The sequence below is a fragment of the Mycobacterium sp. 1245111.1 genome (assembly GCF_001673405.1).
Classification (GTDB): Bacteria; Actinomycetota; Actinomycetes; order Mycobacteriales; family Mycobacteriaceae; genus Mycobacterium.
Genome location: NZ_LZLV01000041.1, coordinates 1 through 23,721 on the forward strand (window position 1 = coordinate 1; position 23,721 = coordinate 23,721).

At 67.6% G+C, this 23,721-nt stretch carries 19 protein-coding genes; 3 read left to right on the plus strand and 16 right to left on the minus strand.

The window, feature by feature from the left end:
* A partial coding sequence (locus A5658_RS07945; RefSeq protein WP_067332913.1) for a PPE family protein occupies nt 1–983 on the minus strand: 983 nt, incomplete at its 3' end.
* 315 nt (nt 984–1,298) lie between these two features.
* On the opposite strand from A5658_RS07945, the gene A5658_RS07950 reads away from it, so the two are divergent.
* The gene (locus tag A5658_RS07950) at nt 1,299–1,838 is read left to right on the plus strand and encodes a cysteine hydrolase family protein (protein WP_067332914.1); all 540 of its coding nucleotides are present in this window, start codon (nt 1,299–1,301) and stop codon (nt 1,836–1,838) included.
* A gap of 18 nt (nt 1,839–1,856) precedes the next feature.
* Complete coding sequence (locus A5658_RS07955; RefSeq protein ID WP_067332915.1) at nt 1,857–2,705, plus strand: Sir2 family NAD-dependent protein deacetylase; 849 nt, start codon at nt 1,857–1,859, stop codon at nt 2,703–2,705.
* On the opposite strand, the gene A5658_RS07960 is transcribed toward A5658_RS07955, so the two are convergent.
* Nucleotides 2,702–3,961 carry a cytochrome P450 gene (locus A5658_RS07960; RefSeq protein ID WP_067332938.1) on the minus strand — a complete coding sequence of 420 codons (1,260 nt, stop codon included), beginning with the start codon at nt 3,959–3,961 and terminating at the stop codon, nt 2,702–2,704. The genes A5658_RS07955 and A5658_RS07960 overlap by 4 nt on opposite strands.
* Nucleotides 3,962–4,060: 99 nt before the next feature.
* On the opposite strand from A5658_RS07960, the gene A5658_RS07965 reads away from it, so the two are divergent.
* On the plus strand, nt 4,061–4,699 hold the full coding sequence (locus A5658_RS07965) for a TetR/AcrR family transcriptional regulator (protein ID WP_067332916.1): 639 nt from the start codon (nt 4,061–4,063) through the stop codon (nt 4,697–4,699).
* On the opposite strand, the gene proB is transcribed toward A5658_RS07965, so the two are convergent.
* The 14 genes from proB to A5658_RS08035 form a co-directional block, all read right to left on the minus strand.
* The gene (gene proB / locus A5658_RS07970) at nt 4,696–5,805 is read right to left on the minus strand and encodes a glutamate 5-kinase (protein WP_067332917.1); all 1,110 of its coding nucleotides are present in this window, start codon (nt 5,803–5,805) and stop codon (nt 4,696–4,698) included. The two genes, A5658_RS07965 and proB, sit on opposite strands and share 4 nt — an antisense overlap.
* On the minus strand, nt 5,795–7,234 hold the full coding sequence (obgE, locus tag A5658_RS07975; RefSeq protein ID WP_067332918.1) for a GTPase ObgE: 1,440 nt from the start codon (nt 7,232–7,234) through the stop codon (nt 5,795–5,797). The genes proB and obgE overlap by 11 nt, the downstream gene beginning before the upstream one ends.
* A gap of 45 nt (nt 7,235–7,279) precedes the next feature.
* The gene (rpmA, locus tag A5658_RS07980) at nt 7,280–7,546 is read right to left on the minus strand and encodes a 50S ribosomal protein L27 (RefSeq protein WP_067332919.1); all 267 of its coding nucleotides are present in this window, start codon (nt 7,544–7,546) and stop codon (nt 7,280–7,282) included.
* Between the two features lie 15 nt (nt 7,547–7,561).
* Complete coding sequence (gene rplU, locus A5658_RS07985; RefSeq protein WP_067332920.1) at nt 7,562–7,873, minus strand: 50S ribosomal protein L21; 312 nt, start codon at nt 7,871–7,873, stop codon at nt 7,562–7,564.
* 148 nt (nt 7,874–8,021) lie between these two features.
* Entirely contained in the window at nt 8,022–10,823 is a 2,802-nt protein-coding gene (locus A5658_RS07990; protein ID WP_067332921.1) for an Rne/Rng family ribonuclease, read from the minus strand.
* 300 nt (nt 10,824–11,123) lie between these two features.
* The gene (ndk, locus tag A5658_RS07995) at nt 11,124–11,534 is read right to left on the minus strand and encodes a nucleoside-diphosphate kinase (protein WP_067332922.1); all 411 of its coding nucleotides are present in this window, start codon (nt 11,532–11,534) and stop codon (nt 11,124–11,126) included.
* Nucleotides 11,535–11,552: 18 nt separating this feature from the next.
* Complete coding sequence (locus tag A5658_RS08000; RefSeq protein ID WP_067332923.1) at nt 11,553–11,960, minus strand: DUF4233 domain-containing protein; 408 nt, start codon at nt 11,958–11,960, stop codon at nt 11,553–11,555.
* The gene (locus tag A5658_RS08005; RefSeq protein WP_067332925.1) at nt 11,957–13,399 is read right to left on the minus strand and encodes a folylpolyglutamate synthase/dihydrofolate synthase family protein; all 1,443 of its coding nucleotides are present in this window, start codon (nt 13,397–13,399) and stop codon (nt 11,957–11,959) included. The genes A5658_RS08000 and A5658_RS08005 overlap by 4 nt, the downstream gene beginning before the upstream one ends.
* Nucleotides 13,396–16,071 carry a valine--tRNA ligase gene (locus A5658_RS08010; protein WP_067332927.1) on the minus strand — a complete coding sequence of 892 codons (2,676 nt, stop codon included), beginning with the start codon at nt 16,069–16,071 and terminating at the stop codon, nt 13,396–13,398. Before A5658_RS08010 ends, A5658_RS08005 begins: the two co-directional genes overlap by 4 nt.
* Nucleotides 16,072–16,140: 69 nt before the next feature.
* On the minus strand, nt 16,141–16,713 hold the full coding sequence (locus A5658_RS08015) for a DUF937 domain-containing protein (protein WP_067332939.1): 573 nt from the start codon (nt 16,711–16,713) through the stop codon (nt 16,141–16,143).
* A gap of 103 nt (nt 16,714–16,816) precedes the next feature.
* Nucleotides 16,817–18,076, minus strand: coding sequence for a trans-acting enoyl reductase family protein (locus A5658_RS08020; RefSeq protein WP_067332929.1), 1,260 nt, complete (start codon nt 18,074–18,076; stop codon nt 16,817–16,819).
* Complete coding sequence (locus A5658_RS08025) at nt 18,073–20,082, minus strand: LpqB family beta-propeller domain-containing protein (protein ID WP_067332931.1); 2,010 nt, start codon at nt 20,080–20,082, stop codon at nt 18,073–18,075. Before A5658_RS08025 ends, A5658_RS08020 begins: the two co-directional genes overlap by 4 nt.
* A 30-nt stretch (nt 20,083–20,112) precedes the next feature.
* Nucleotides 20,113–23,265, minus strand: coding sequence for a cytochrome P450 (locus tag A5658_RS08030; protein WP_067332934.1), 3,153 nt, complete (start codon nt 23,263–23,265; stop codon nt 20,113–20,115).
* 130 nt (nt 23,266–23,395) lie between these two features.
* Nucleotides 23,396–23,721, minus strand: a 326-nt coding sequence (locus tag A5658_RS08035; RefSeq protein WP_156751325.1) for a transglycosylase family protein, incomplete at its 5' end; no start/stop codon positions are given.

Below are 23,721 nucleotides of genomic sequence, written 5' to 3' on the forward strand. Positions count from 1 at the left end.
ACCGACAGCCCGCCGATCGGTTCGGCCGTGCCGATGCCGGCGAGCACCGGCCGCTGCGCGCCCTCCGGCATCCAGGCCTGGGTGGCGGCGTTGGCGCCACCCGCGGCCTTGCCGGCGCCTTCAGCACCCTCCTCGGCGATCTTGGGTAAGTCCTTTGCCTGGATGCCGGCTCGGTACGCCCCGGTGAGGAAGCTTCCGCCGCTGGTCGCCGTGCGACTGAAAGCGGCACCGAGGCTCGCCGGACCCGTGAGCGTGTTGAAGTTGCTGAAAGCGGTCAAGATCGACGCCGACGGGTCGGTGGCGGCCGTCGACGACCCGCTGGTCGCCAGGCTTTGCAGTTGCTTGGGAACCGATCCCAAGAACTGAGACAGCGCCGACTGGACAGTGTTGGAGCCCGAGCTGCCGGCGGCTTGAGTCACCGCGGCGGCCTGAGCGGATTGGCCAGCAGCCGTGGTGGTTTCGGGCGGTTCGGTGAACGGCGACAGCGCGGTCGCGGTCGAGGACGCCGATGCGTAGCTGTACATCGCTTGCGCGTCCTGGGCCCACATGTCGGCGTAGGCGGCCTCGGCGGCCGCGATCTGCGCGGTGTATTGGCCGAAGATGTTCGCCATGACCAGCGCCGCATACTGGGCGCGGTTTGCCGTAATCAGGGCCGGCGGCACGGCCGCCGTGAACGCGGCCTCGTAGGCCGCCGCTGCGGCGCGGGCCTGACCCGCAGTTTCCTCGGCCTTCGTCGCCGCCGTCGCCATCCAGTCGACGTAGGGTGCAGCCGCGTCGGCCATGGCGGACGAGGCGTTTCCCGACCACGATTCGCCCTGCAGGCCGGCGATCACCGCGGCGTACCCGCGGGCGACCGACTCCAGTTGGCCGGCCATCGCCTGCCACGCTGACGCCGCTGCCATGATCGGGCCCGATCCCGGACCCGCATACAGTCGGCCCGAGTTCATCTCGGGCGGCAGTGCACCGAAATCGAGCACCAGCATTACTCCTTTCCTGTGGCTACACCTGCGCGGATCGTCATTAATCAGTCGATTAAGCGAAGCCGTAATCGCTTATCACCGGCACGCGCCGAACGTGGGCACTGCGGCCCGAGCGTGAACAAAGCCCGACGGCCGGCGTCGCCGAGGGTCTGTAGCGACATGAACGCGTGGCAAACGCCACGTTTTCCACAGTAGTCGGCGAGGTGGCCACCCAGGGAGCGACATAGGCGATTCATGTAAATGCCCGCAATCGACGTGATCGCAAAAAGGGCCCCCGACCACGGTCACGTTTGCGGCGCCACGGGGTACTCCTGGCGGATGACTGATACCGCCGTCCTCGTCATCGACATGATGAACAGCTACCAGCATCCCGACGCGGAGCATCTGATCCCGAACGTCGAGAAAATCGTCAGTCCCCTGGCTGACCTGATCAAACGCTGTCGTGACGCCGAAGACGTCGACCTCGTCTACGTCAATGACAACTACGGTGATTTCACCGCCGACTTCTCCGACATCGTTCGCTCGGCCTGCCACGGCGACCGTCCCGATCTCGTGGATCCGATCGTGCCGACCCAGCACTGCCGGACGCTGACCAAGGTGCGGCACAGCGCGTTCTTCTCGACGCCGCTGGCGTACCTGCTCGATCGCCTGGGCACCGAACGGTTGGTCCTGACCGGGCAGGTCACTGAGCAGTGCATCCTCTACACCGCGCTGGATGCCTACGTGCGCCACATACCGTTGGTCGTACCGACCGATGCGGTCGCCGGCATCGACCCCGAGCTGAGCGATGCGGCGCTGACCATGATGCAGCGGAACATGGATGCCGAGTTGACGACGGCGGCGGACTGCCTCGGCTAGATCCGTACCCTTGACGGGGTGACGGCAGTGGGTGCAGAGGCTCCGGAGCTGGTCGCCGCGCTGTCCGGGCGACACGTTGCGGTGCTGACCGGAGCGGGGATGTCGACCGACTCCGGCATCCCCGACTACCGCGGGCCGGACTCGCCGCCGAGCAATCCGATGACGATTCGCCAGTTCACCGGCGACCCGGTCTTCCGCCAGCGGTACTGGGCGCGCAATCACGTCGGCTGGCGGCACATGGACGACACCCAACCCAACGCCGGGCATCGCGCCGTGGCGGCGCTCGAACGTGACGGCGTCGTGAGCGGCGTCATCACCCAGAACGTCGATTTGTTGCACACCAAGGCCGGCAGCCAGAACGTCATCAACCTGCACGGCACCTACGCGCAGGTGGTCTGCCTGGGCTGCGGCCATGCCATGACGCGCGCGGCCCTGGCCGACGAACTCGAGGCGCTGAACCCCGGGTTCACCGAGCGGGTCGAGGCGGTCGGGGGGCTGGCGGTGGCGCCGGACGCCGACGCCGTCGTGACCGAGACGGCGTCATTCCGCTACCTCGACTGCCCGTCGTGCGGCGGCATGCTGAAACCCGACATCGTGTACTTCGGCGAAAGTGTCGCGAAAGATGTTGTCCAGCAAGCATTGTCGCTCGTCGACCAGGCCGATGCGTTATTGATCGCCGGTTCGTCGTTGACCGTGTTCTCCGGCTACCGGTTCGTACGGCATGCCGCGGCCTTAGGCATGCCGATCGCGATCATCAATCGCGGACCGACCCGCGGCGACCAGCACGCCAGTGTCAAGGTCGACGGCGGTTGCTCGGAGCTGCTGACGCTGTTGGCCGAGGAGCTCTCCCCCGCCGCGGTCGGCTAGAACGTGCAGGGCATGGCGCGGATGCCGTGAATGAAGTTGCCGGCCAGATACACCGGCTCGCCGGCGTGGATATCCGGCAGCTGATGCAGCAGCTCGGCGATGATCGCCCGCAGCTGCGCCCGGGCCAAGTTGGCGCCGAGGCAGAAGTGGACGCCGCCGCCGCCGAAGCCGACGTGGGGATTGGGGTTGCGGCTCAGGTCGAGACGCTCGGGGTGCTCGAAGACCTCGGTGTCGAAATTGCCCGACGAATAGAACATCACGACCTTCTCGCCGGCGCGGATGGGCTGGCCGGCTAGCTCGACATCCCTGGCGGCCGTGCGACGGAACGTCATCACCGGTGTCGCGAAGCGGACGAACTCCTCGACGGCTCCGCCGATGCGGTTGTCGAAATCCTCGAGCAGCCAGGCTCGCTGGTCGGGGTAGTCGGTGAGGGCCCTCAATGCGTGGCTGGTGGTCTGACGGGTGGTGTCGTTGCCGGCCACGGTGAGCAGCACGAAGAAGGCGGCGACGTCGGCGTCGGACAACCGGTCACCGTCCACCTCCGCGTTGACCAGCCCGCTCAACAGATCCTCGCCGGGGTGCTCCCGGCGTTCGGCGGCCAGCGTCCCGGCCACTTGATGCACATAGGTCTGCGCCTCGAACAGCACCTCCATCGGGTGGCGACCGTTGAGGTACTCCGGGTCGCCCGACGACACCATGGCATCGGCCGCGTGGGCGAGCTTCTGCCGCTCCGATTCGGGGATGCCGACCATGTCCGACAGCGTGCGAATGGGCAGCTCCTTGGCGCAGAGGTCGACGAAATCCGCGCCGCTGCCGGCGGCTTTGAGTTCAGCCACGATCGTCTTGGCGTTCGCCTTGATCGAGTCCTCGATGCGGCGGACCTGCCGCGGGGTGAATGCGGCACTGACGAGTTTGCGCAGGAAGGTGTGCCGCGGCGGGTCCATCGCCAGGAACGACTGCGACGCTTCGAGCAGCTCCACCGGAAAGTTCTCGAACATGACGCCCTGGCCCGACAGGAACGACTCGTTGTCGCGGCTGACCGCGACGATGTCGTCGCGACGGGTGACCGCCCAATAACCCGGGTCGTCGGGAGACGGCAGCATCGCGTCTTCCACCGGCGGATGCCAACTCACCGGACGAGCGGCCCGCAGCTCCGCGAACGACCGCTCACGTTCCTGCGCACTGGTCGACCAGAACGCCCGCGACGACAGGTCGACGGGGTCGTAGGCACGCGGGGTGGCAGCCGTCGCGGTCATGGCGAATCCTCCATCGAATATGACGCCGGTCACAGACTCAGAACACCGATGACCCTAAGACTAGACATAGTGTCTAGTCAAGGTGTCATACTGGCTGGCATGCCGTCAGTCACCCGTAAGCCGCAGGCCAAGCGGCAGGAGCGACGTGAGCAGATCGAGCGCCGGCTACTCGACGCCACCGAACGGCTGATGCGCGACGGCGCGAGCTTCACCGAACTCAGCGTCGACCGATTGTCGACCGAGGCCGGGATGTCGCGGGCCAACTTCTACATCTACTTCGAGGACAAGGGCGACCTGCTGCGACGGCTGGCCCGCCAGGTGTTCGGTGAACTGGCCGACAGCGCCGAACTCTGGTGGGGCGTGGCGTGGCGCCACGACCCCGCCGACGTCCGCGCCGCGATGGCCGGCATCATCGCCACTTACCGGCGGCATCAGCCCGTGCTGGTGGCACTCAACGAAATGGCCGGCTACGACCCACAGGTCGCGGCGACCTACCGCGAGCTGCTCACCGGGATCTCCGGTCGGCTGACGCAGGTGATCGAGGACGGGCAGGCCGACGGCTCGATCCGCCGCGAACTACCCGCGGCCACCACCGCCAGCGCACTCAGCTGGATGGTCGAGCGGGCCTGTCAGCAGAACCTCCCCGGTAGACCGCCCGAATACGACCCCGAGCTCGCGACCGCACTGACCGAAATCGCTTGGGGTTCTCTGTATCTCGCTCCGATCCCGAAGGACTAGACCGCGACCAGGTCGTCGGCGTGCACCGCGGGCCGGCGCAGCTCGACGGGCAGCTCCGAGGTCGAGCGGCCGATCATGGTTGCCAGCTCGGCAGCGTCATAGGCGACGACCCCGCGCGCCACCAACGCCGCGTCGGGCCCGTTCAGGTCGACGACGTCGCCGCCGTGAAAACGGCCCGCCAGCGCGGTGATGCCGGCTGGCAGCAGCGAACGGCGTTGGCCCAGAACAGCATTCACCGCACCCTGATCCAGGGTCAGCACCCCGGCGGACTCGGCCGCGTAGCGCACCCAGAAACGGCGCGCCGACATGCGGTTGGGCCGTGCGGCAAACACCGTGCCCACCGACGCGTCGGCCAACGCGGCCTCGGCGTTGGCCGCGGCAGCCAGCAGCACCGGCACGCCGGCGTCGGCGGCCAACATCGCCGAGGACAGCTTTGACGCCATGCCGCCGGTACCCAAGTGGCTGCCCTGCCCGGCGATCACCCCGTCCAGGTCACCGGGCCCGGAAACCTCTGGGATGAAATGACTTTCGTCAGACTTACGTGGATCTGAGTTATACAGCCCGTCGATGTCGCTGAGCAGGATCAGCGCGTCGGCGCCAACCAGATGCGCCACCAGCGCCGAGAGTCGGTCGTTGTCACCGAACCGGATTTCGTTGGTCGCCACCGTGTCGTTCTCGTTGACGATCGCCACCGCGTGCAGGGCGCGCAGCCGGTCCAGGGTGCGCTGAGCGTTATTGTGCTGCACCCGCATCGAGACGTCGTGCGCGGTGAGCAACACCTGGCCGACGCTGCGCTGATAGCGGGCGAACGCCGCGCTCCACGCGTTGACCAGGGCCACCTGCCCGACGCTGGCAGCGGCCTGCTTGGTGGCCAGGTCGGTGGGCCGCTTGGACAACCCCAACGGCTCGATGCCCGCGGCGATCGCACCCGACGACACGATGACGACGTCGGAGCCCGCTTTCATCCGCGCCTCGATGGCGTCGACGAGGCCGGCCAGCCGGCTGGCGTCGAACATGCCGGTCGGGGTGGTCAATGCGGTGGTGCCGACCTTGACGACAACGCTGCGCGCGGTGCGAACCGCCTCGCGCGCAAGACTATTCACCATGCTCGCGCCGTTGCTTGCGGGCCGCCTTACGCTCGTCGGCGCCGACTCGGTCGGTGCTCTCCAGGCGGGGGTCAGTGCCCCGTCGGGTCATCACAGTGTCCATACCGGACGGTGTCTGCGGCTCCCAGTCGAACGTGACGTCGCCGATGGTGACCGCGCAGCCGGGGCGCGCGCCGAGCCGCATCAGCTCGTCCTCCACGCCGAGGCGGGCCAGCCGGTCGCCGAGATAGCCGACCGCCTCGTCGTTGTCGAACGCGGTCTGCGAGATCCAACGTTCGGGCCGACGGCCACGGACGACGAAGCCGCCGTGCCCATCGGATTCCACGCTGAAGCCGGACTCGTCGACTGGCACCGGGCGGAGCACCGGACGTCGCGGTACCACAACCGGTTGGGCGGCCTGATAAGCGGCAACCATCTCGGCGAGCCCGAAGATCAACGGCTGCAGCCCTTCTCGGGCAACCGTCGATACGGCGAACACTGGCCAGCCGCGCTCGGCGATCTCGTCGCGGACGAACTCGGCCATCTCGCGGGCCTCGGGCACGTCGATCTTGTTGAGCACCACGGCACGGGGCCGCTCGATCAGGTCGCCGAGCGCCGAATCCCCTTGCAGCGTAGGCGTATACGCCGCCAACTCGGCCTCCAGGGCGTCGATGTCGGAGATCGGGTCGCGGCCGGGTTCGGCCGTCGCACAATCCACCACGTGCACCAGCACCGCGCACCGCTCGATGTGGCGCAGGAAGTCCAGTCCGAGGCCCCGGCCCTGCGACGCGCCCGGGATCAGCCCAGGCACGTCCGCCACCGTGAACGTCCGCTCCCCCGCCGAGACCACGCCGAGGTTGGGGGCCAGCGTGGTGAACGGATAGTCGGCGATCTTCGGCTTGGCCGCCGAGATCGTCGACACCAGTGAGGATTTGCCCGCCGACGGGAATCCGACCAGGCCGACGTCGGCGACGGTTTTCAACTCGAGGGTGAAGTCGCGCTCTTCGCCCTTCTCGCCCAGCAGCGCAAATCCAGGCGCCTTGCGGGCGCGTGACGCCAGCGCCGCGTTGCCCAGCCCGCCGCGACCACCGGCGGCGGCCTCGAAACGAGTGCCGGCACCGACCAGGTCGGCGAGCATCCGGCCGTCCTCGTCGAGCACGATCGTGCCGTCGGGAACCTTGATCTCGAGATCGGGGGCGGCGGCGCCAGCGCGGTTGCCGCCCATCCCCTGCTTGCCGGACGCGGCGACGACGTGCGGGTGGAAGTGAAAGTCGAGCAGCGTGTGCACCTGCGGGTCGACGACCAGCACGATGCTGCCGCCACGTCCGCCATTGCCGCCGTCGGGTCCGCCGAGCGGTTTGAATTTTTCGCGGTGAACCGAGGCGCACCCGTTACCACCGGAGCCGGCCCGCGCGTGGATGACGACGCGGTCGACAAACCGAGGAGCCATCGAAATTCCTCTATTTCGTCGGGCGTGCATGCACGCCCGCGATGCTCAGTCGGTCGAAGACGCGGCCGAGACGATGTTGACCGTCTTGCGGCCGCGCTTGACACCGAACTCGACGGCACCGGCCGCCTTGGCGAACAGCGTGTCGTCGCCACCACGGCCGACGTTGACGCCGGGGTGGAAGTGGGTGCCACGCTGGCGGACCAGGATCTCGCCGGCCTTGACCAATTGGCCACCGAATCGCTTCACACCCAGCCGCTGCGCTGCTGAGTCGCGGCCGTTACGTGAGCTGGAAGCGCCCTTTTTGTGTGCCATGTCTGTCGCCTCCTACTACTTGATGCCCGTGACCTTCAGGATCGTCAGCTGCTGACGGTGTCCCTGACGCTTGTGGTAGCCGGTCTTGTTCTTGAACTTGTGGATGCGGATCTTCGGGCCCTTGGTGTGCTCGAGCACCTCGCCGGTGACCGCGACCTTCGACAGGGCAGACGCCTCGGAGGTCACCTTGGCGCCGTCGACGACCAGCGCGACCGGGAGCGATACCTTGGCGCCGGGCTCGGAGTCGAGCTTCTCGACCTTGACGACGTCACCAACGGCAACTTTGTACTGCTTACCGCCGGTCTTGACGATTGCGTAGGTCGCCATGGTTCCGTCTACCTCTGTTCTAGTTCGTGCGGGCGCGCAGCGTGAACGCGCGCGGCTTGTCGGGGGGTGTCAGCCAAAACCGATCAGCGGGCCTGACGACAACTGGTCCAGGGTACGTGACCAGCGGCTACAGGGTCAAACCGGCCGATCAGTCCTCATGTGTCGGTGGACCTGCGGGCCGGGCCGCTGCCCGACGCCGACGAGGCCGCTCCGCAACCACGGCGACCTGGTCGTCGTCGTCGTCGTCGGAGTCGTCGTCGTCATCGTCGTCGCTGTCGTCGAACTCGTCATCCTCGTCGACGTCGTCGTCATCGTCGTCGTCGTCATCGAGGTCGTCGTCTTCGTCGAGGTCGTCATCGTCGTCGTCGAGGTCGACCTGGTCGGTGTCGTCGTCATCGCTGTCATCGGCGTCGTCATCGAAGTCGTCGTCGTCGAGGTCATCCTCGGCGGTTTCCCGCGCAGCCTGCTTCTGGCGCTGCTCGTCGGCCTCGGAGTCGGCCCGGTCCGCGCCGGGGATGTGCTCGGCGTCCTCGGCGGGCGCCGACTCGTCGTCCTCGTGGTTACCGCCGTTGGCCGCGGCCATCGCCTTGAACATCGGGTGCTCGCCGGGCGCGTGCGCGGGCACGGTGGAGACCACCTGCTCCTCGGTCTTGCCCTTTTTGGAGCGCCGGCCGCGCCGACCACCGGACTCCGATTTGCGGCCGGCGGCCGGTGCGGAGTCGACGGGATCGGCGTGCAGCATGATGCCGCGGCCGCTGCAATGCGGACACGTCGTGGAGAACGCCTCGATCAGCCCGGTCCCCAGCCGCTTGCGGGTCAGCTGCACCAGGCCCAGCGAGGTCACCTCGGACACCTGGTGCCGGGTGCGGTCGCGGGCCAGCGCCTCGGTCAGCCGCCGCAACACCAGGTCGCGGTTGGATTCGAGGACCATGTCGATGAAATCGATGACCACGATGCCGCCGATGTCGCGCAGCCGGAGCTGACGCACGGTCTCCTCGGCCGCCTCGAGGTTGTTCTTGGTGACGGTCTGCTCGAGGTTGCCGCCCGAGCCGGTGAACTTGCCGGTGTTGACGTCGACGATCGTCATCGCCTCGGTCCGGTCGATCACCAGCGTGCCCCCCGACGGCAGCCAGACCTTGCGGTCCATCGCCTTGGCCAGCTGCTCGTCGATGCGGTGCACCGCGAACACGTCGGGCCCATCCCCGTCGGGCTGCTCGTACTTGTTCAGCTTCGAAACCAGTTCCGGCGCAACCGAACTCACATACTCGTTGATCGTGTTCCAGGCGTCCTCGCCGGACACGATCAGCTTGCCGAAGTCTTCGTTGAACAGGTCGCGGATGACCTTGACCAACACGTCGGGCTCTTCGTAGAGCGCGACCGCGGCGCCGGCCGCCTTTTCCTTGGTCTCCTGCGCGCGCTCGGCGATCTGCGTCCAGCGCTCCTGGAGGCGGTTGACGTCGGCGCGGATGTCCTCTTCTTTGACGCCCTCCGACGCGGTCCGGATGATCACACCGGCGTCCGCCGGCACGACCTCGCGCAGGATCTCCTTGAGCCGCTGGCGTTCGGTGTCGGGAAGCTTGCGGCTGATGCCGGTCGACGACGCGCCGGGCACGTACACCAGGTAGCGGCCGGCCAGCGACACCTGAGTGGTCAGCCGGGCGCCCTTGTGGCCTACCGGGTCCTTGCTGACCTGCACCACCACGTAATCGCCCGGCTTGAGGGCCTGCTCGATCTTGCGGTTGGACCCGCCCAGGCCCGCGGCCTCCCAGTTCACCTCGCCCGCGTAAAGCACGCCGTTGCGGCCGCGGCCGATATCGACGAACGCCGCCTCCATCGACGGCAGCACGTTCTGCACGATGCCCAGGTAGATGTTGCCGACCAGGGAGGCGGAGGCCGCCGAGGTGACGAAGTGTTCGACGACGATGCCGTCCTCGAGCACGGCGATCTGGGTGTAGCGGCTGCCGGGGTGCGGCGGTTCCGTGCGGACCTTGTCGCGGACCACCATCACCCGCTCGACCGCCTCACGGCGGGCCAGGAATTCGGCTTCGGTCAGGACCGGCGGGCGCCGGCGTCCGGCGTCGCGCCCGTCGCGGCGGCGCTGCCGTTTGGCCTCGAGCCGGGTCGAGCCGTCGATGCCCTGGATCTCGTTGCTGTCGGCCTGTTTCTTGGCGCGCGGCGCCCGTTCGTGCACGACGGTATTCGGCGGGTCGTCCGGCGACGTGCCGTCGTCGGAGTCGTCACCGGAGCCGGACTTGCGCCGACGACGGCGACGGCGACGTTTGCTGGCACCGTCACCGGAGCCGTTGTCGTCGTCGCCGGTGTCGGCGTCGTCGGCGTCCTCGTCGGTGTCATCGTCCGAGTCGTCGTCGGAGTCGGTCGGCTTGTCGGGTTTGGCGCCGTCGCCGACGCCGTTCTCGGTGCCGTTCTGCTCACCGCGACCCCGACCACGGCCGCGACGCCCACGGCGACGCCGGCGGTTGGCCGGCCGATCCGCCTGGTCGTCCTCGCCGTCCCCGTCGCCGTCGAAGTCGTCGTCATCGTCGTCGTCGGAGTCGGAAGACTCGTCGGCTTTCTTGGGGACCTCGACGCGCTCGACCGGCTGGGGCGCGACGAACAGCGGCATGTACTCCGGTCGCTCGACCGGCGCGGTCTCCAGCATCAGCCGCGACTCGGGTTCGTCGGTCTCACCGGATGCGTCGGCCGCGACCACTGATGCGCCCACCGGCGCCGGCGCGCTGGCCAACAGGTCGCGGACGCGGACCGCGTCGACTCGTTCCACCGTGGAATGCGCGCTGCGGACCCGACCGTCGAGCTCGATCAACGCGTCGAGAACCTGCCGGCTGGTCGTCCCCAGCGCCCGGGCCAGGGAATGAACCCTCAGCCGTTCTGGCAGCTCCTCGCCCTGCGGCGAGTCTTCGGGAACTTCTGAGAATGGTCCACCGTCTATCACGAATTCTCCTCTAGCCCCCGGGCGCGTCTTTTCGACGCGGCCACGCGAGGGCTTCGCTATGTACCCCGGTCACTTTCTCCCGGGCTTGTGATGGTCTTGCCCCGAGCAGTTCGAGTCGAACACACCCGGTGCCGGTCTGAATGATGGCTGGACAGCCGCGCCGCGAGTCGCGGTGGTCGCGCTTGTCAAAGTCTTCATTCGGGCTTCTGTCGACATTCCGAAGCCGGTCCGGCGACGTTCACCCGTCTATCAGTATCCCATACCCATGTGCCGGGCTAGACCAAGTGCACTGAGCTGTTATCAAGCCTTGCCGAACCAGAGCGCGATTTCGCGGTCTGCGGACTCCGGTGAATCGGAGCCATGCACCAGGTTGTATTGAGTTTCGAGGCCGAAATCGCCACGGATGGTGCCGGGCGTGGCCTTGTCGACCGGGTCGGTCCCGCCCGCGAGCTGCCGGATCGCGGCGATCGCTCGGGGGCCTTCGATAATTGCCGCTACCAGCGGCGATGACGTGATGAACTCGACCAGCGAGCCGAAGAACGGCTTGCCCTCGTGCTCGGCGTAGTGGCTTTTGGCCAGTTGCTCGCTGACGGTCCGCAATTCCAGCGCCGCAATGGTCAGGCCCTTGCGCTCGACACGGCCCAGGATCTCGCCGACCAGGCGACGTTCGACCCCATCGGGCTTGATCAACAGGAGGGTCCGCTCAGTCACGGCGCACAGCGTAGCCGATCACTCCGGCGGTCCGTCCTGGCCAGGGAGCAGGCCGAGCCGCTCGCGGCGCAGAACCTCCCACCGCACGTAGGCGATCAGCGCCCACACCCCGGTGAAGATCAGGCCGATGACGCCCACGCCCGGGTAGAGGGCAAAGCCGGCGATAGGGATCAGCTGCACGCCGAGGTCGGCCCAGATCGCCCATGACCGGCCTTGCAACCCGGTCAGCAGAATCAGCACCGCGGTCAAACCCAGTAGGTAGGTCAGGGCGCCGGCATTGAGACCCCCGCCGACCGCGCCGACCACCGGCAGCGCCAGCAGTATCACGATCGCCTCGAGGATCAGCGTGCCGGCGGTGACACCGCGAAAGCTCTTCCACGGGTCGGGTTTCGGCGTCTCGGGCTGCTCGGGCTGCTGTGCGGTCACGCGGGATCACGGCCGTAGAGCGTGCGGGCGGCGCCCGCGGTGACGACCGAGCCGGTGATCACGATGCCGGTTCCGGAGAACGACTCGTCCTCGGCGTCCGCCTCATCGACCAATGCGGTGGCGATGTCGATGGCGTCACACAGGTTCTCGGCGGTGTCCACCCGGTCCGGTCCGAAATACTGCTGCGCGGTGAGCGCCAGCGTCTCGACGTCGAGGGCGCGCGGAGAACCGTTGTGGGTGACCACGATTCGGTCGAAGACTGGCTCGAGCGCCGCCAGGATGCCGCCGACGTCCTTGTCCCCCAACACGCTGATCACCCCGACCAGGAACCGGAAGTCGAACTCCTCGGCCAGCGCCTGCGCCAGCGCGGCCGCGCCCGCCGGGTTGTGTGCGGCGTCGACGAATACCGTTGGCGCGCTGCGCATCCGCTCCAGCCGGCCGGGACTGGTCGCTGCGGCGAATCCGGCCCGCACCGCGTCGATGTCGAGCTGGCGCTGCGCCCCGGCGCCGAAGAACGCCTCGACCGCGGCCAGCGCGATCGCCGCGTTGTGCGCCTGGTGTTCGCCGTGCAGAGGCAGGAACACCTCGGAGTAGACCCCGCCGAGCCCCTGCAACTCCAGCAGCTGCCCGCCGACCGCCACCTGGCGGCTCAACACCGCGAACTCCGAATCCTCGCGTGCGACAGCGGCGTCGGCGCGCACGGTCTGCGCGAGCACCACCTCCATGGCCTCGGGCACCTGACGGCCGATCACCGCGACGGTGTCCGGCGCACCGTCTTCGGCCCGGTGGATGATGCCGGCCTTTTCACCGGCGATGCCGGCGATGTCGTCGCCGAGATACTCCACGTGGTCGACGCTGATCGGGGTGATCACCGCGACCGGCGCGTCGACCACGTTGGTGGCGTCCCAGCGCCCGCCCAGACCCACTTCGATGACCGCCACCTCGATCGGGGCATCGGCGAAGGCCGCGAACGCCATCGCGGTGAGCACCTCGAACTTGCTCATCGCGGGGCCGCCACCCGCTTGCGACCGCTGGTCGATCATCTGCACGAACGGCTCGAGCTCGGCGTATGTCGATACATATGTCGCTGGGCTGATGGGCTTTCCGTCGATCGCGATGCGCTCGACCGCCGACTGCAGGTGCGGGCTGGTGGTGCGGCCGGTGCGTCGCTGCAGGGCGGTCAGCAGGGCGTCGACCATCCGCGCGACCGAGGTCTTGCCGTTGGTGCCGGCGATGTGGATCGACGGGTAGCTGCGCTGCGGCGACCCGAGCAGATCCATCAGCGCCGAAATGCGATCAAGGCTCGGCTCGATCTTCGTTTCCGGCCAGCGCTGGTCCAGCAGGTGCTCCACTTGCAGCAGCGCCGCGATCTCGTCGGGGGTGGGGACGGTCTCGACGGGTCGAGCGTCGTCGTCGTCGGGTTCGGGCTCTAAGGTCACGTGAGCCCGGCCAACCTGGCGGTGATCCGTTCGGTTTCCTCACGGGCCACCCGCTGCCGCTCGCGCTGCTTCTCGACTTCGGCTTCCGGGGCCTTGGCCATGAACTGGGCGTTGCCCAATTTCTTTGTGGTCGAGTCCAATTCCTTCTGCGCGGCCGCCAGACCCTTCTCCAGGCGGCGACGCTCGGCGGCCACGTCGATGGTGCCCGACGTGTCCAGTTCGACGACGACGATGCCGCCCTTGAGACCGACCTCCAGCGATGCCGACGGCGTGAAGTCGGCCGTGGGCTCGGTCAGCCAGGCCAGCGATGAGACGGCGGCGATCTGGGCGGTCAGGTCGGCGGTGTCGACGCCCGACAGCCGCGCCGGCACCTTCTGCCGATCGGCCAGCCCCTGGTCGCTGCGGAACCGGCGAATCTCGGTGACCAGCTTCTGCATATCGCTAATCCGTTGCCCGGCAACAGGATCCAGCGCGATTCCGGACGACTGCGGCCAGTCGGCGATGACGATGGACTCGCCGCCGGTCAGGTTCTTCCACAGCGTCTCGGTGACGAACGGAATGACCGGGTGCAGCAGCTTGAGCAACGCGTCGAGCACAAACGCGAGCACCGCGGTGGTGTCCGCGGCCGCAGCACCGGCGGAGGCGGACAGCTGCACCTTGGCCAATTCGAGGTACCAGTCGCAAAACTCGTCCCACGCGAAGTGGTACAACGCCTCGCAGGCCCGGCTGAACTCATAGGACTCGAATGCCGAATCCACTTCGTCGCGAACCTCTTCGAGCCGCCCGAGAATCCACCGGTCGGCGTCGGTGAGCTCGTCGAGGCCCGGGAGCGGGGCCGGCGCGGCGCCGTTCATCAGCGCGAACCGGGTGGCGTTGAACAGCTTGGTCGCGAAGTTGCGCGACGCTCGAGCCGCGTCCTCGCCGATAGACAGGTCGCCGCCGGGGCTCGCGCCGCGAGCCAGCGTGAAACGCAGCGCGTCGGCCCCGTACGACTGGACCCAGTCCAGCGGATCGATGCCGTTGCCCTTGGACTTGCTCATCTTGCGGCCGGAATCGTCGCGGATCAGGCCGTGCAGGAACACGTTCTGGAACGGCACCTGCGGGCCGCGTGCGCCGTCGAGGGTGATGACGTCGTCACCGCCGACGAAGGTGCCGAACATCATCATCCGGGCCACCCAGAAGAAGATGATGTCGTAGCCGGTAACGAGAACGGTTGTCGGATAGAACTTCTCGATCTCGGGGGTGCGGTTGGGCCAGCCCAGCGTGGAGAACGGCCACAGCGCCGACGAGAACCACGTGTCGAGCACGTCGGGGTCCTGCTCCCAGCCCTCGGGCGGGGTCTCGTCCGGGCCAACGCAGACCATCTGGCCGTCGGGTCCGTGCCAGATCGGGATGCGATGGCCCCACCACAGCTGGCGCGAGATGCACCAGTCGTGCATGTTGTCGACCCAGCCGAACCACCGCGGTTCGAGGCTCTTCGGGTGAATCACCGTGTCGCCGTTGCGAACCGCGTCGCTCGCGGCCTTGGCCAGCGACTCGACCTTGACCCACCACTGCAGCGACAGCCGCGGCTCGATCGGCTCGCCGCTGCGCTCGGAATGCCCGACGCTGTGCAGGTACGGCCGCTTCTCGGCGACGATGCGTCCCTCGGCGGCCAGTGCCTCGCGTACTTTCACCCGCGCCTCGAAGCGGTCCTGACCGTCGAACTGTGTTCCGGTATTGGCGATCCGGCCTTTGGTGTCGAGCATCGTGGGCATCGGCAACTTGTGCCGCAGCCCGATCTCGAAGTCGTTGGGATCGTGCGCCGGCGTGACTTTGACTGCGCCGGTACCGAATTCGGGGTCGACGTGCGCGTCGGCGACGATCACGATGTCGCGGTCGAGGAAGGGGTGCGGCAATGTCTGGCCGACAAGGTGCTTGTACCGGTCGTCATCGGGATGCACGGCGATCGCGGTGTCGCCCAGCATCGTCTCGAGCCGGGTGGTAGCGACCACGATGTGCGGTTCGTCGTCGTTCATCGAGCCGTACCGGAACGAGACCAGTTCGCCCTCGACGTCTTCGTAGTTGACCTCGATGTCGGAGATGGCCGTCTCGAGCACCGGTGACCAGTTGACGAGTCGCTCGGCCCGATAGATCAGGCCGGCCTCGTAGAGCTGCTTGAAGATCGTGCGGACCGCCCGCGACAGCCCCTCGTCCATCGTGAAGCGGTCGCGGCTCCAGTCGACGCCGTCGCCGAGCGCGCGCATCTGCCAGCCGATGTTGCCGCCGGTCTCGCGTTTCCAGTCCCAGACTTTGTCGACGAACAGTTCCCGGCCGAAGTCCTCTTTCGTTTTGCCGTCGACGGCCAGTTGCTTCTCCACGGCGATTTGCACGGCGATGCCGGCGTGGTCCATGCCGGGCTGCCACAGCACCTCATACCCCTGCATGCGCTTACGCCGGGTCAGCGCGTCCATCAGGGTGTGGTCGAGCGCGTGACCCATGTGCAGGCTGCCGTTGACGTTCGGCGGCGGCAGGACGATGGAATACGCCGGCTTACCGCTTGTCGGATCGGCGGTGAAATAGCCGGCGTCCACCCAGCGCTGATAGATCTCGCTTTCTACCGCGCCCGGATCCCACGCCTTGGGCAGGTCTTCTGCCCGCGAGTCGGCGGCGCGTTCTGGGCTTGTGGTCACGCGTCAAGTCTAGAAAGCACCGACGCATGCGACGAACACCGCCCATCACAGGCGGCGCGACGGGTGGAACTACTTCTTGCCGAACAGTCCGCCGAGAATCTCGCCCGCCTTGGAGCCCAACGCATTGCCCAGCACGGTGCCCAGCGATTTGTTGCCGCCGGCCATTCCGCCGAGGATGCTGCCGAGCACGTCGTTGAGGCCGCCGCCGGAAGACGCCTCCTCCTTGGCGGGTGCGCTCTTTTGGCCGAGCTGCTTGCCGACATAGGCCAGGACGATCGGCGCCAGGATCGGCAGCAGCTGCTTGAGCAGGTCGCTGTTGCCTGCGCCGCCACCGGCAAGCGCGCTGGCAACCTGCCCGGCGTCGTTGCCGCCGAAGATCTTTGCGATGGCCTGCATTCCGTCGGCCTCGTTGACCTGGTCAAGGCTTACGCCGCCGTCGAGCAGACCGCTGGCCGCGTGATTGTCGGCCGCGGACTCGATGCTGCTGGCGTGCTCGGGGTCTTGCGCGTTCTCTTGCAGACCACCGACGAGCACCGGAACCAGCAGTTGCACCGCCTTATTGACTTCGCCTTCGTCGACGCCGATCTTGCTGGCGATATCACTCGTGGGAATCTGAGACAGAAGATCTTCAAGGCCTGACATGGACCCGTCCACCTAACGTTGCTGGGATGGTTTGGTTCGCACAAACGACACTAGCCCCAGCTGATCTTGCCCGACAGGACTTCTTTCCGGAGCGAGCGACAGGTCAGCGGTGCATCAATCGCGCGGTCTCCAGTGAGACCTCCGCGGCCGGGAGTCGCGCCATCAGCGCGTCTCCCATCGCGGCCGCTGGGGTCAGCACCCCGTGCAGATCGGAGAGCGCGTCGCGGTCCATCGCCAGCGCCAGGCCGCTTTCACCCAGCAGCACCGCCGTGGCCTTGTAGCCGGGATCGCCCCGTTGGGCCATGGTGGCGACATAGCGGGCGCCGGAGGTTGTGGCGGTGTACGTCTCCACCTTGTAGAAGCCGCGCTCGCGAACCGCTTCGCTGGGTCCGGTGCCGGGCTTGGGCAGCGCGCGATCAACCAGTGTGCGGGGCAACAGGCGAAAGTAGCGGCTTCCCAGTGCCGATACCGCGTTGCCGATCCCGCTGACGACCGCTGAGACGACCGGAGCCAGCACTGAGGAGCCGACGTTCATGTGCTCGGTGTAGCGAAACCGGCGCCCGTAGGCATAGTCTTGTAATGCGTTGCTGCGGCGCACAATTCGCGTGTTAGATGGCGCCATCATGAACCCGGCGGTCCATAGGCCGGTCAGCTCGGGCGCGATCTGACCGCCACGCCGACGCGGCAGGTCGGGCTGCGGGCCGAGCTCGGGTTCGGCATCCCGGTCTGGGCTCAGCGTGTACGGGTCGGCGAATTGACGGCGCAGATCGGGATCTCTCGACACTGCGTCGAGCACCTCCACGCCCGACGCGATCGTGCCGCCGGAAATCCCGCCAGACATCGAGCGAACCACGAAGTCGGTATCGATAAGCTCGCCGCTGCCGTCTTCGCGGGCTCGGCGGTAGAGCGCATAGACGGTGAGATCCGAAGGGATGGAGTCGAATCCGCAGGCGTGCACGATTCGCGCGCCGGTGTCTTGAGCCTGCTTGTGGTAGAGGTCGATGCTCTCGCGCATGAACGGCGGCTCGCCGGTCAGGTCCGCGTAGTCGGTTCCGGCGGCCGCGCACGCCGCGACCAACGGCAGGCCGTAGCGGGTGTAGGGCCCGACGGTGGTGACCACCACCTGCGTCTGCTCCGCCATGGCGTCGAGGGTCTTGGGCTGCGACGCGTCAGCGGTCAGAAGCTGCCACGACTGTGCCGACTCACCCAGTGTGTCGCGGATCGCCCGCAGCCTGTCGGTCGAGCGGCCGGCCAGCGCGATGCGTGCCTTGCCGGCGGCCTTGGCCAGGTATTCGGCTGTCAACTTGCCGACGAAGCCGGTCGCGCCGTACAGGACGATGTCGTATTCGCGCGTTGCGGTCACGGGCGCGACGCTACTCCGAGCACCTCCGGCCATTCCGCGGCTTCCCCCAGCACGTGCTCGGCCAGGAAGGCGAGCACCACCTCGTACCAGACCTTGGCGTGTTGCGGTGCGAGCACCCAGTGGTCCTCGGTCGGGAAGTACAGGAATCGATGTGGGCTGCTGCCGTCTTCGCCGGCCGGCAGCGCCGAGCAGGCCAGCAGCTCGTACCAGAGCCGCAGACTTTCGCCGATCGGCACGCGATAATCCTTGTCGCCGTGGATGACCAGCATCGGCGTACTGAAGTTGCCGACGACGTGATGCGGCGAGTTGGCGGCAGTCATCTCTGGCGTCATCTCGCGGCGCCAGTAGTAGGCGGTGTCGGTGGTGGGCCCGAACTGGTCGAGCGCCCACAGGCTGGCATGAGTGACGATCGCGGCAAAACGGTTGGTGTGGCCCGCAATCCAGTTGGCCATGTATCCGCCGAACGAGCCACCCATCGCGGCCGTCCGGGTCGCGTCCACACGCGGATGCGCGCATGCCGCGTCGGTCGCCGCCATCAGGTCGTCGAAGGGTGGTCCGCCCCAGGCGCCCCAGCCGCGCTGGATGAAGTCCTGCCCGTAGCCCGTCGAGAGCGCCGGATCGGGCAGAAGCACCGCGTAACCTTTCGCGGCCATCAGCCACGGATTCCAACGCCAGGCCCAGTCGTTCCAGCTGCCCAACGGGCCACCGTGGACCCAGAGCAGCAGCGGGGCCGGCGAGTCACCGTCGGGCAGCACCAACCACGACCGCACCGTCGTGCCGTCGGTGGCCGTCGCGGCGATCTCGGTCAATGTCCCTGGCAGCGTGGGCAAGTCGAGGCACGGCAGCGTCGTGATCGCGCCGTCGGGATCGATGCGGACGGGGTGTGGCGGTGTCGCATACGAACTTCGCAACGCGTAGAGCACGCCGCCGGGCGCGGCGACGACATCGGTATAGGCGAAGTCGTCGCCGGTGAGCTGGCTGACCGTCGAGGTCGCCACATCGACCGCGAAGATCGGTGCGCGGCCGTTCTGGTCGGCGGTGACGATCAGCACCGCACCGTCGCTGGACCACGTGATCGAGCTCGGCCGAAGATCCCACCCCTCGGCTACCGATCGCGGCTGATCACCGAACCGCATGTGCTGCAACGTCATTCGCGGGGCACGCTCCGATGTGGAGATGGCGTCGCGGGTAAACGCGACGCCCGCGCCGTCCGGTGAGATCGCCGGGTGGTCGAGGCTGGCATCGGGGTCGTCGGCGATGACGCGGCGCTCCCCGGAGGCCAGGTCGATCCGCATCAGCACCGACCGTTGGGTCGGACCGGGCCCGGTGAGCTGCCAGGTGGTGACCAGGAAGCTGCCGTCGGCGCTGATGTCGAAATCGGCGTCACCGAAGCCGGCGGCGAGCAGGGCAGCCCCGGGATGCGGCGTCAGGTCACGCGGACCGTCGGCGTCGAGCAGATGTGGTTCATCCGGGCCGACGTCGTGGTTCCAGAAGCGCACGGGGTAGTCCGTGTGCAGGATCGCGGTCACCTTGCCGTCGTTGCGCAGATCACGCAGTCGGCGGTCGTCGTCGACGCCGCGGGCCGCCGGAAGCATCGCCGCGCCGATCACGGTTACGTCGGTGGCGCGGGCCGTTCGCACCGCGCTGATCGCGCTCGGCATGCTCACCTCCTCGACCGCCTCACCGCCGCCGGCCGGCAACCGCCACAGCGAGGCGGGCGGTTTGACGTCGGTAGTGCCGGCTTTCGGCCGCGAGGAGAGGAACAGGAGATCGCCGTCGGCGGTGAAGGTGGGCGACGACTCCCCGTTGGCGCTGCGGGTCAGGCGGTGGGCGGGGCGCTGCCCGCCGGGGTCGAGTTCCCAGACGGCGCTGACGTAACCGTTGCGCTGGTCGTTGAGTTCGGCCACCGTGGTCACCACCCGGGAGCCGTCGACCGACACGGCGAGACCGGTTATGCGGGGCAGTGCCACGTAGTCGTCGAGGTTGTCGAATGCCGATGAGGTCATGAGTCGTTGGTAACACAACGCGTCACGGGTTCAGCCGGCCCACACATCCTCGACGTAGTGGTCGGATTCGACGAGCCCCTTCAGCCAGTCGCGGGCCTGCGTATCGTCAGCGCCCGTCCGCGCCCGGTAGATGTCGATAAACGAGCTGCGCACCGCCGGTGCCATGTGCGCACCGTCGCCGCACACGTAGACGTGCGTATCCCTGGCCGGGTCGCCTAGCAGGCTCCACACCTCGTCGGCATCCGCGGCGATCCGGTCCTGTACGTAGCGGACCCCGTCCTGTGGTGCGCGGGAGAAGGCAGGCCGCATCCGTACGATACCGAGCACCTCGGCCTGCTCGAACCGGTCTCGGAAGATGTAGTCGACGTCCGGGTCGCGCACCCCGAAGAAGCACAGCGCGGGCTGCACCGCAGCTCCCGCGCGTTGTGCTGCGAGTCGATCACCGAGGAAACCGAGGAACGGCGCGACACCCGTTCCGGCACTGACCAGGATCACGTTCTTGGCCGGATCGGCACCGGCCCGGAACGCCTGACGGGCCGGGTCCACCCGCGCCCGGATCACTTGCCCGGGTTCAACTGTCGCGAGGTAATTGGATGCGACACCTTTGAACACGCCGTGACCGGACCGGGCCGGCGCATCGAGCACGCTGACGACCAGTCCCACTGTGCGGGGCGACAGCATCGACGACGACGCGATCGAATAGTGCCGCGGCACCATGGGATCGAGTAGTTGGAGCAGTTCGGCACCGGTGAGAACGCACTCCGGGTTTTCGCCGATGCACTCCAAGACGCTGAGCGGGCAGCCGTCCGGAGCCTCGGCCAGTTCGGTGAGTCGCCGACGCTGCTCGGGATTAGTGTTGGCCGCGGCAAGGCTGCGTAATTGGCTGCTGGTCACCGGCTTTCGCAACTCGACGAAGTGCGTGAGCAGTTCTCGTGCGCTGACCTCGCGGTCCAGCGCGATCAGCCGCCGCGAGCTGCGCCGCGGATTGATCGACAGCCTCAGTTCGGCATCGATGCCGAGTTGGGCCAACACCGCGTCGACCAGCTCCGGTGGGTTGTCAGCCATCACCGTGAGGTGATCACCGGTCTGGTAGTCGACACCGTCCGGAAGATCAACGCGGACATTGGCTTTCGCTTGACCCAGGCCGGCGCTGACCAGTTGAGTGTTCTCGACGACGGTCATCGGGATTACCGAGGACCGCGCGTCGATCGCCGCCGTCACCGGGCCGACGATCCGGCGCAGCTCGTACAGCGGTTCGCCGGCATCGGTGAGCGGCGCGGCGTCGGGGTCGCCGAACTGTCGGGCCAGCGACGCCCACAATGCGCCGGCGAACTCCTCGACCGTGCCGACCAGATCACCCGAGGTGTCGGCCTCGGCATGCGGGATCAACCGGTTGGCGTTCAGCTCGGCGAGGCGCTCGTCGATGCGCCGCGGGATCGCCTGGTAGGTGTCCGCCCAGTTATGGTCGCCCACACCCAGAACTGCGACGTTGGGCACCGGCTTCAGGGCGGTATTCGCGTCAAGGAGCCAGGCCAGGAAGCCACGCGCATCGTCGGTCGGCTGTCCGTTGTACGAGGACGCGATGATCGCGACGGCCTCGGCTTCGGGGAAGCCGCCGACAGCGTCGTCGAGTGGTGCGACCGTGGCCACGCAGCCGAGAGCCGTTGCATCGTCGGCGAATTGACGGGCCAATGCACGGCACGTGCCGAGGTTGGAACCGTAGAAGATGGCGAGCCTGGTGCCTTGCGTGATCGCCGTTGGGTGTTGCGATTCGTTCTGCCCGGCGGTGGTCTCACGGGAAGGCGCAACGGTACGGCGATCCTGCGGGGTGCGCCGGATCAGTTCGAGCCGGAACCCGACCGGTCGACGACTGGTCGGGGTTTCCCATTGCGGCACATAGTGATAGGCGTCGATCAGCCGGTAGCGGTGGACCAGCCGGGCCAGTGCCATCGCCGCCTCATGCAGCGCGAATTGGCGGCCGATGCATGACCGCGCACCGGATCCGAACGGCTTGAACAACGCGGCCGGCCGAGACGCCGAAACTTCGGGAGCGAACCGGCTCGGGTCGAAGAATTCGACGTTGTCGCCCCAGCCCGGCTGGCGGTGCAACGCGCCGGTGAGCACGGTGACCGCCTCTCCGCGCTTGATCGGGTACGTGCCACCGATGATGGTGTCTTCCAGGGCCATCCGATCGAAATGCAGCACCGGCGGAGACAGTCGCAGGGTTTCCTCGATCACCTGCCGCAGATAGGTCAGCTTGCCGATGTCGTCGTAGCCGGGCAGGTAGTCGTCGTCGGCGCCGAACACAGTGTCGACTTCGGTCTGGACTCGATGCAGCACCGCCGGATCGCTGACGATGTTGTAGAGCGCGTTAGGCATGAGCTCCGAGGTGGTCAGCTGACCAGCGATCAGGAAAGTCAGGATCTGGTTGCGTACGTTCGCGGTCTCCAGCACCGGGTTGCCGTCGGGCTCCTGCTGGAGCATCAGCGTCAGCAGATCTTCGAAATCACGGTCACCCGAGCGGTGCTCGGCGATCAGCCCGTCGATGAAGCTGTGCAACGTGTTCAATTCGTGTTCGAACACCGGTGTCGTCGAGCCCGCACCCAACTCCCCCAGCGCTGTTGTGAAGCTCCGCGGGATCGGAGCCAGTCCGGGGCACTCGAAAGAGTCGAAGCGCGAGCCGAATCCGGCGAGTGCAACGGTGTCCATCGCCAGCTTTTGCAAGTCGGTCGACACATCTACCGGTCCGACTCCGACGCTGGCATCCCACCGCTCGATCAGCGTGCAGTTGATGTCCAGCATCGCGGCGTGATACGCGCGAAGGCCCGCGTAACTGAAGCCCGGCAGCAGGACGTCGTGGGCGCGCTGCCAGTTCGCTTCGCCGTGGTAACACGTGAACAAGCCGTCGCCGGCCAGTGGCCGTACTCGAGCAAGGGTGGCCGTGAGGTTCTTCGCGAATCGGCTTTCGTCGCACAGTTCCGATACCAGTTCCAGGGAGCACACATAGAGCTTTCTGAACCCGCCGTTGAAATCGGCGTAGAAGATCGGACCGTGCAATTCGCCCAGCAGGTCCACGGGTAACGCGCGGGGCCGGCCGAGCAGTTGATCCGGGCCGGGCAACGCCCCCTCGGCAGACGGGACTCCGGGAAGGTCCGGCGGGGACGACACGCGGAACTCGGTCACGCGGGCAGCATAAATTTCGCGGCGGCGTTTGGGTCGGAATCAGCGGACGGGGCTACGAAGCTCGTCCAGGGACACCAACGGCGGTGGCGGGCGTGAGCCCGGCCACCGCCGTCAGTGGTGAATCGTTTGGTCAGCCGCGACGGCCGCAGACCGGCCAGGCGCCGATGCCCTGCGAGTGCAGCACATTCTCGGCCACTCGGATCTGTTCCTCACGGCTCGCGCCGCTCGCCGATCCCGAGCCGCCGTTGGCGCGCCAGGTGCTCGAGGTGAACTGCAGACCGCCGGAGTAACCGTTGCCGGTGCTGATGCCCCAGTTGCCGCCGGACTCGCACGCGGCGATCGCGTCCCAGTTGACGCTGTAGGCCTTCTTCACGGGCGCCGGGGCCTGCTCCGGGGCCGGAGCGTCAGGCGCAGGAGCCTCGGGGGGTGGCGCCGCTGCGGGTGACGTAGCCGGCC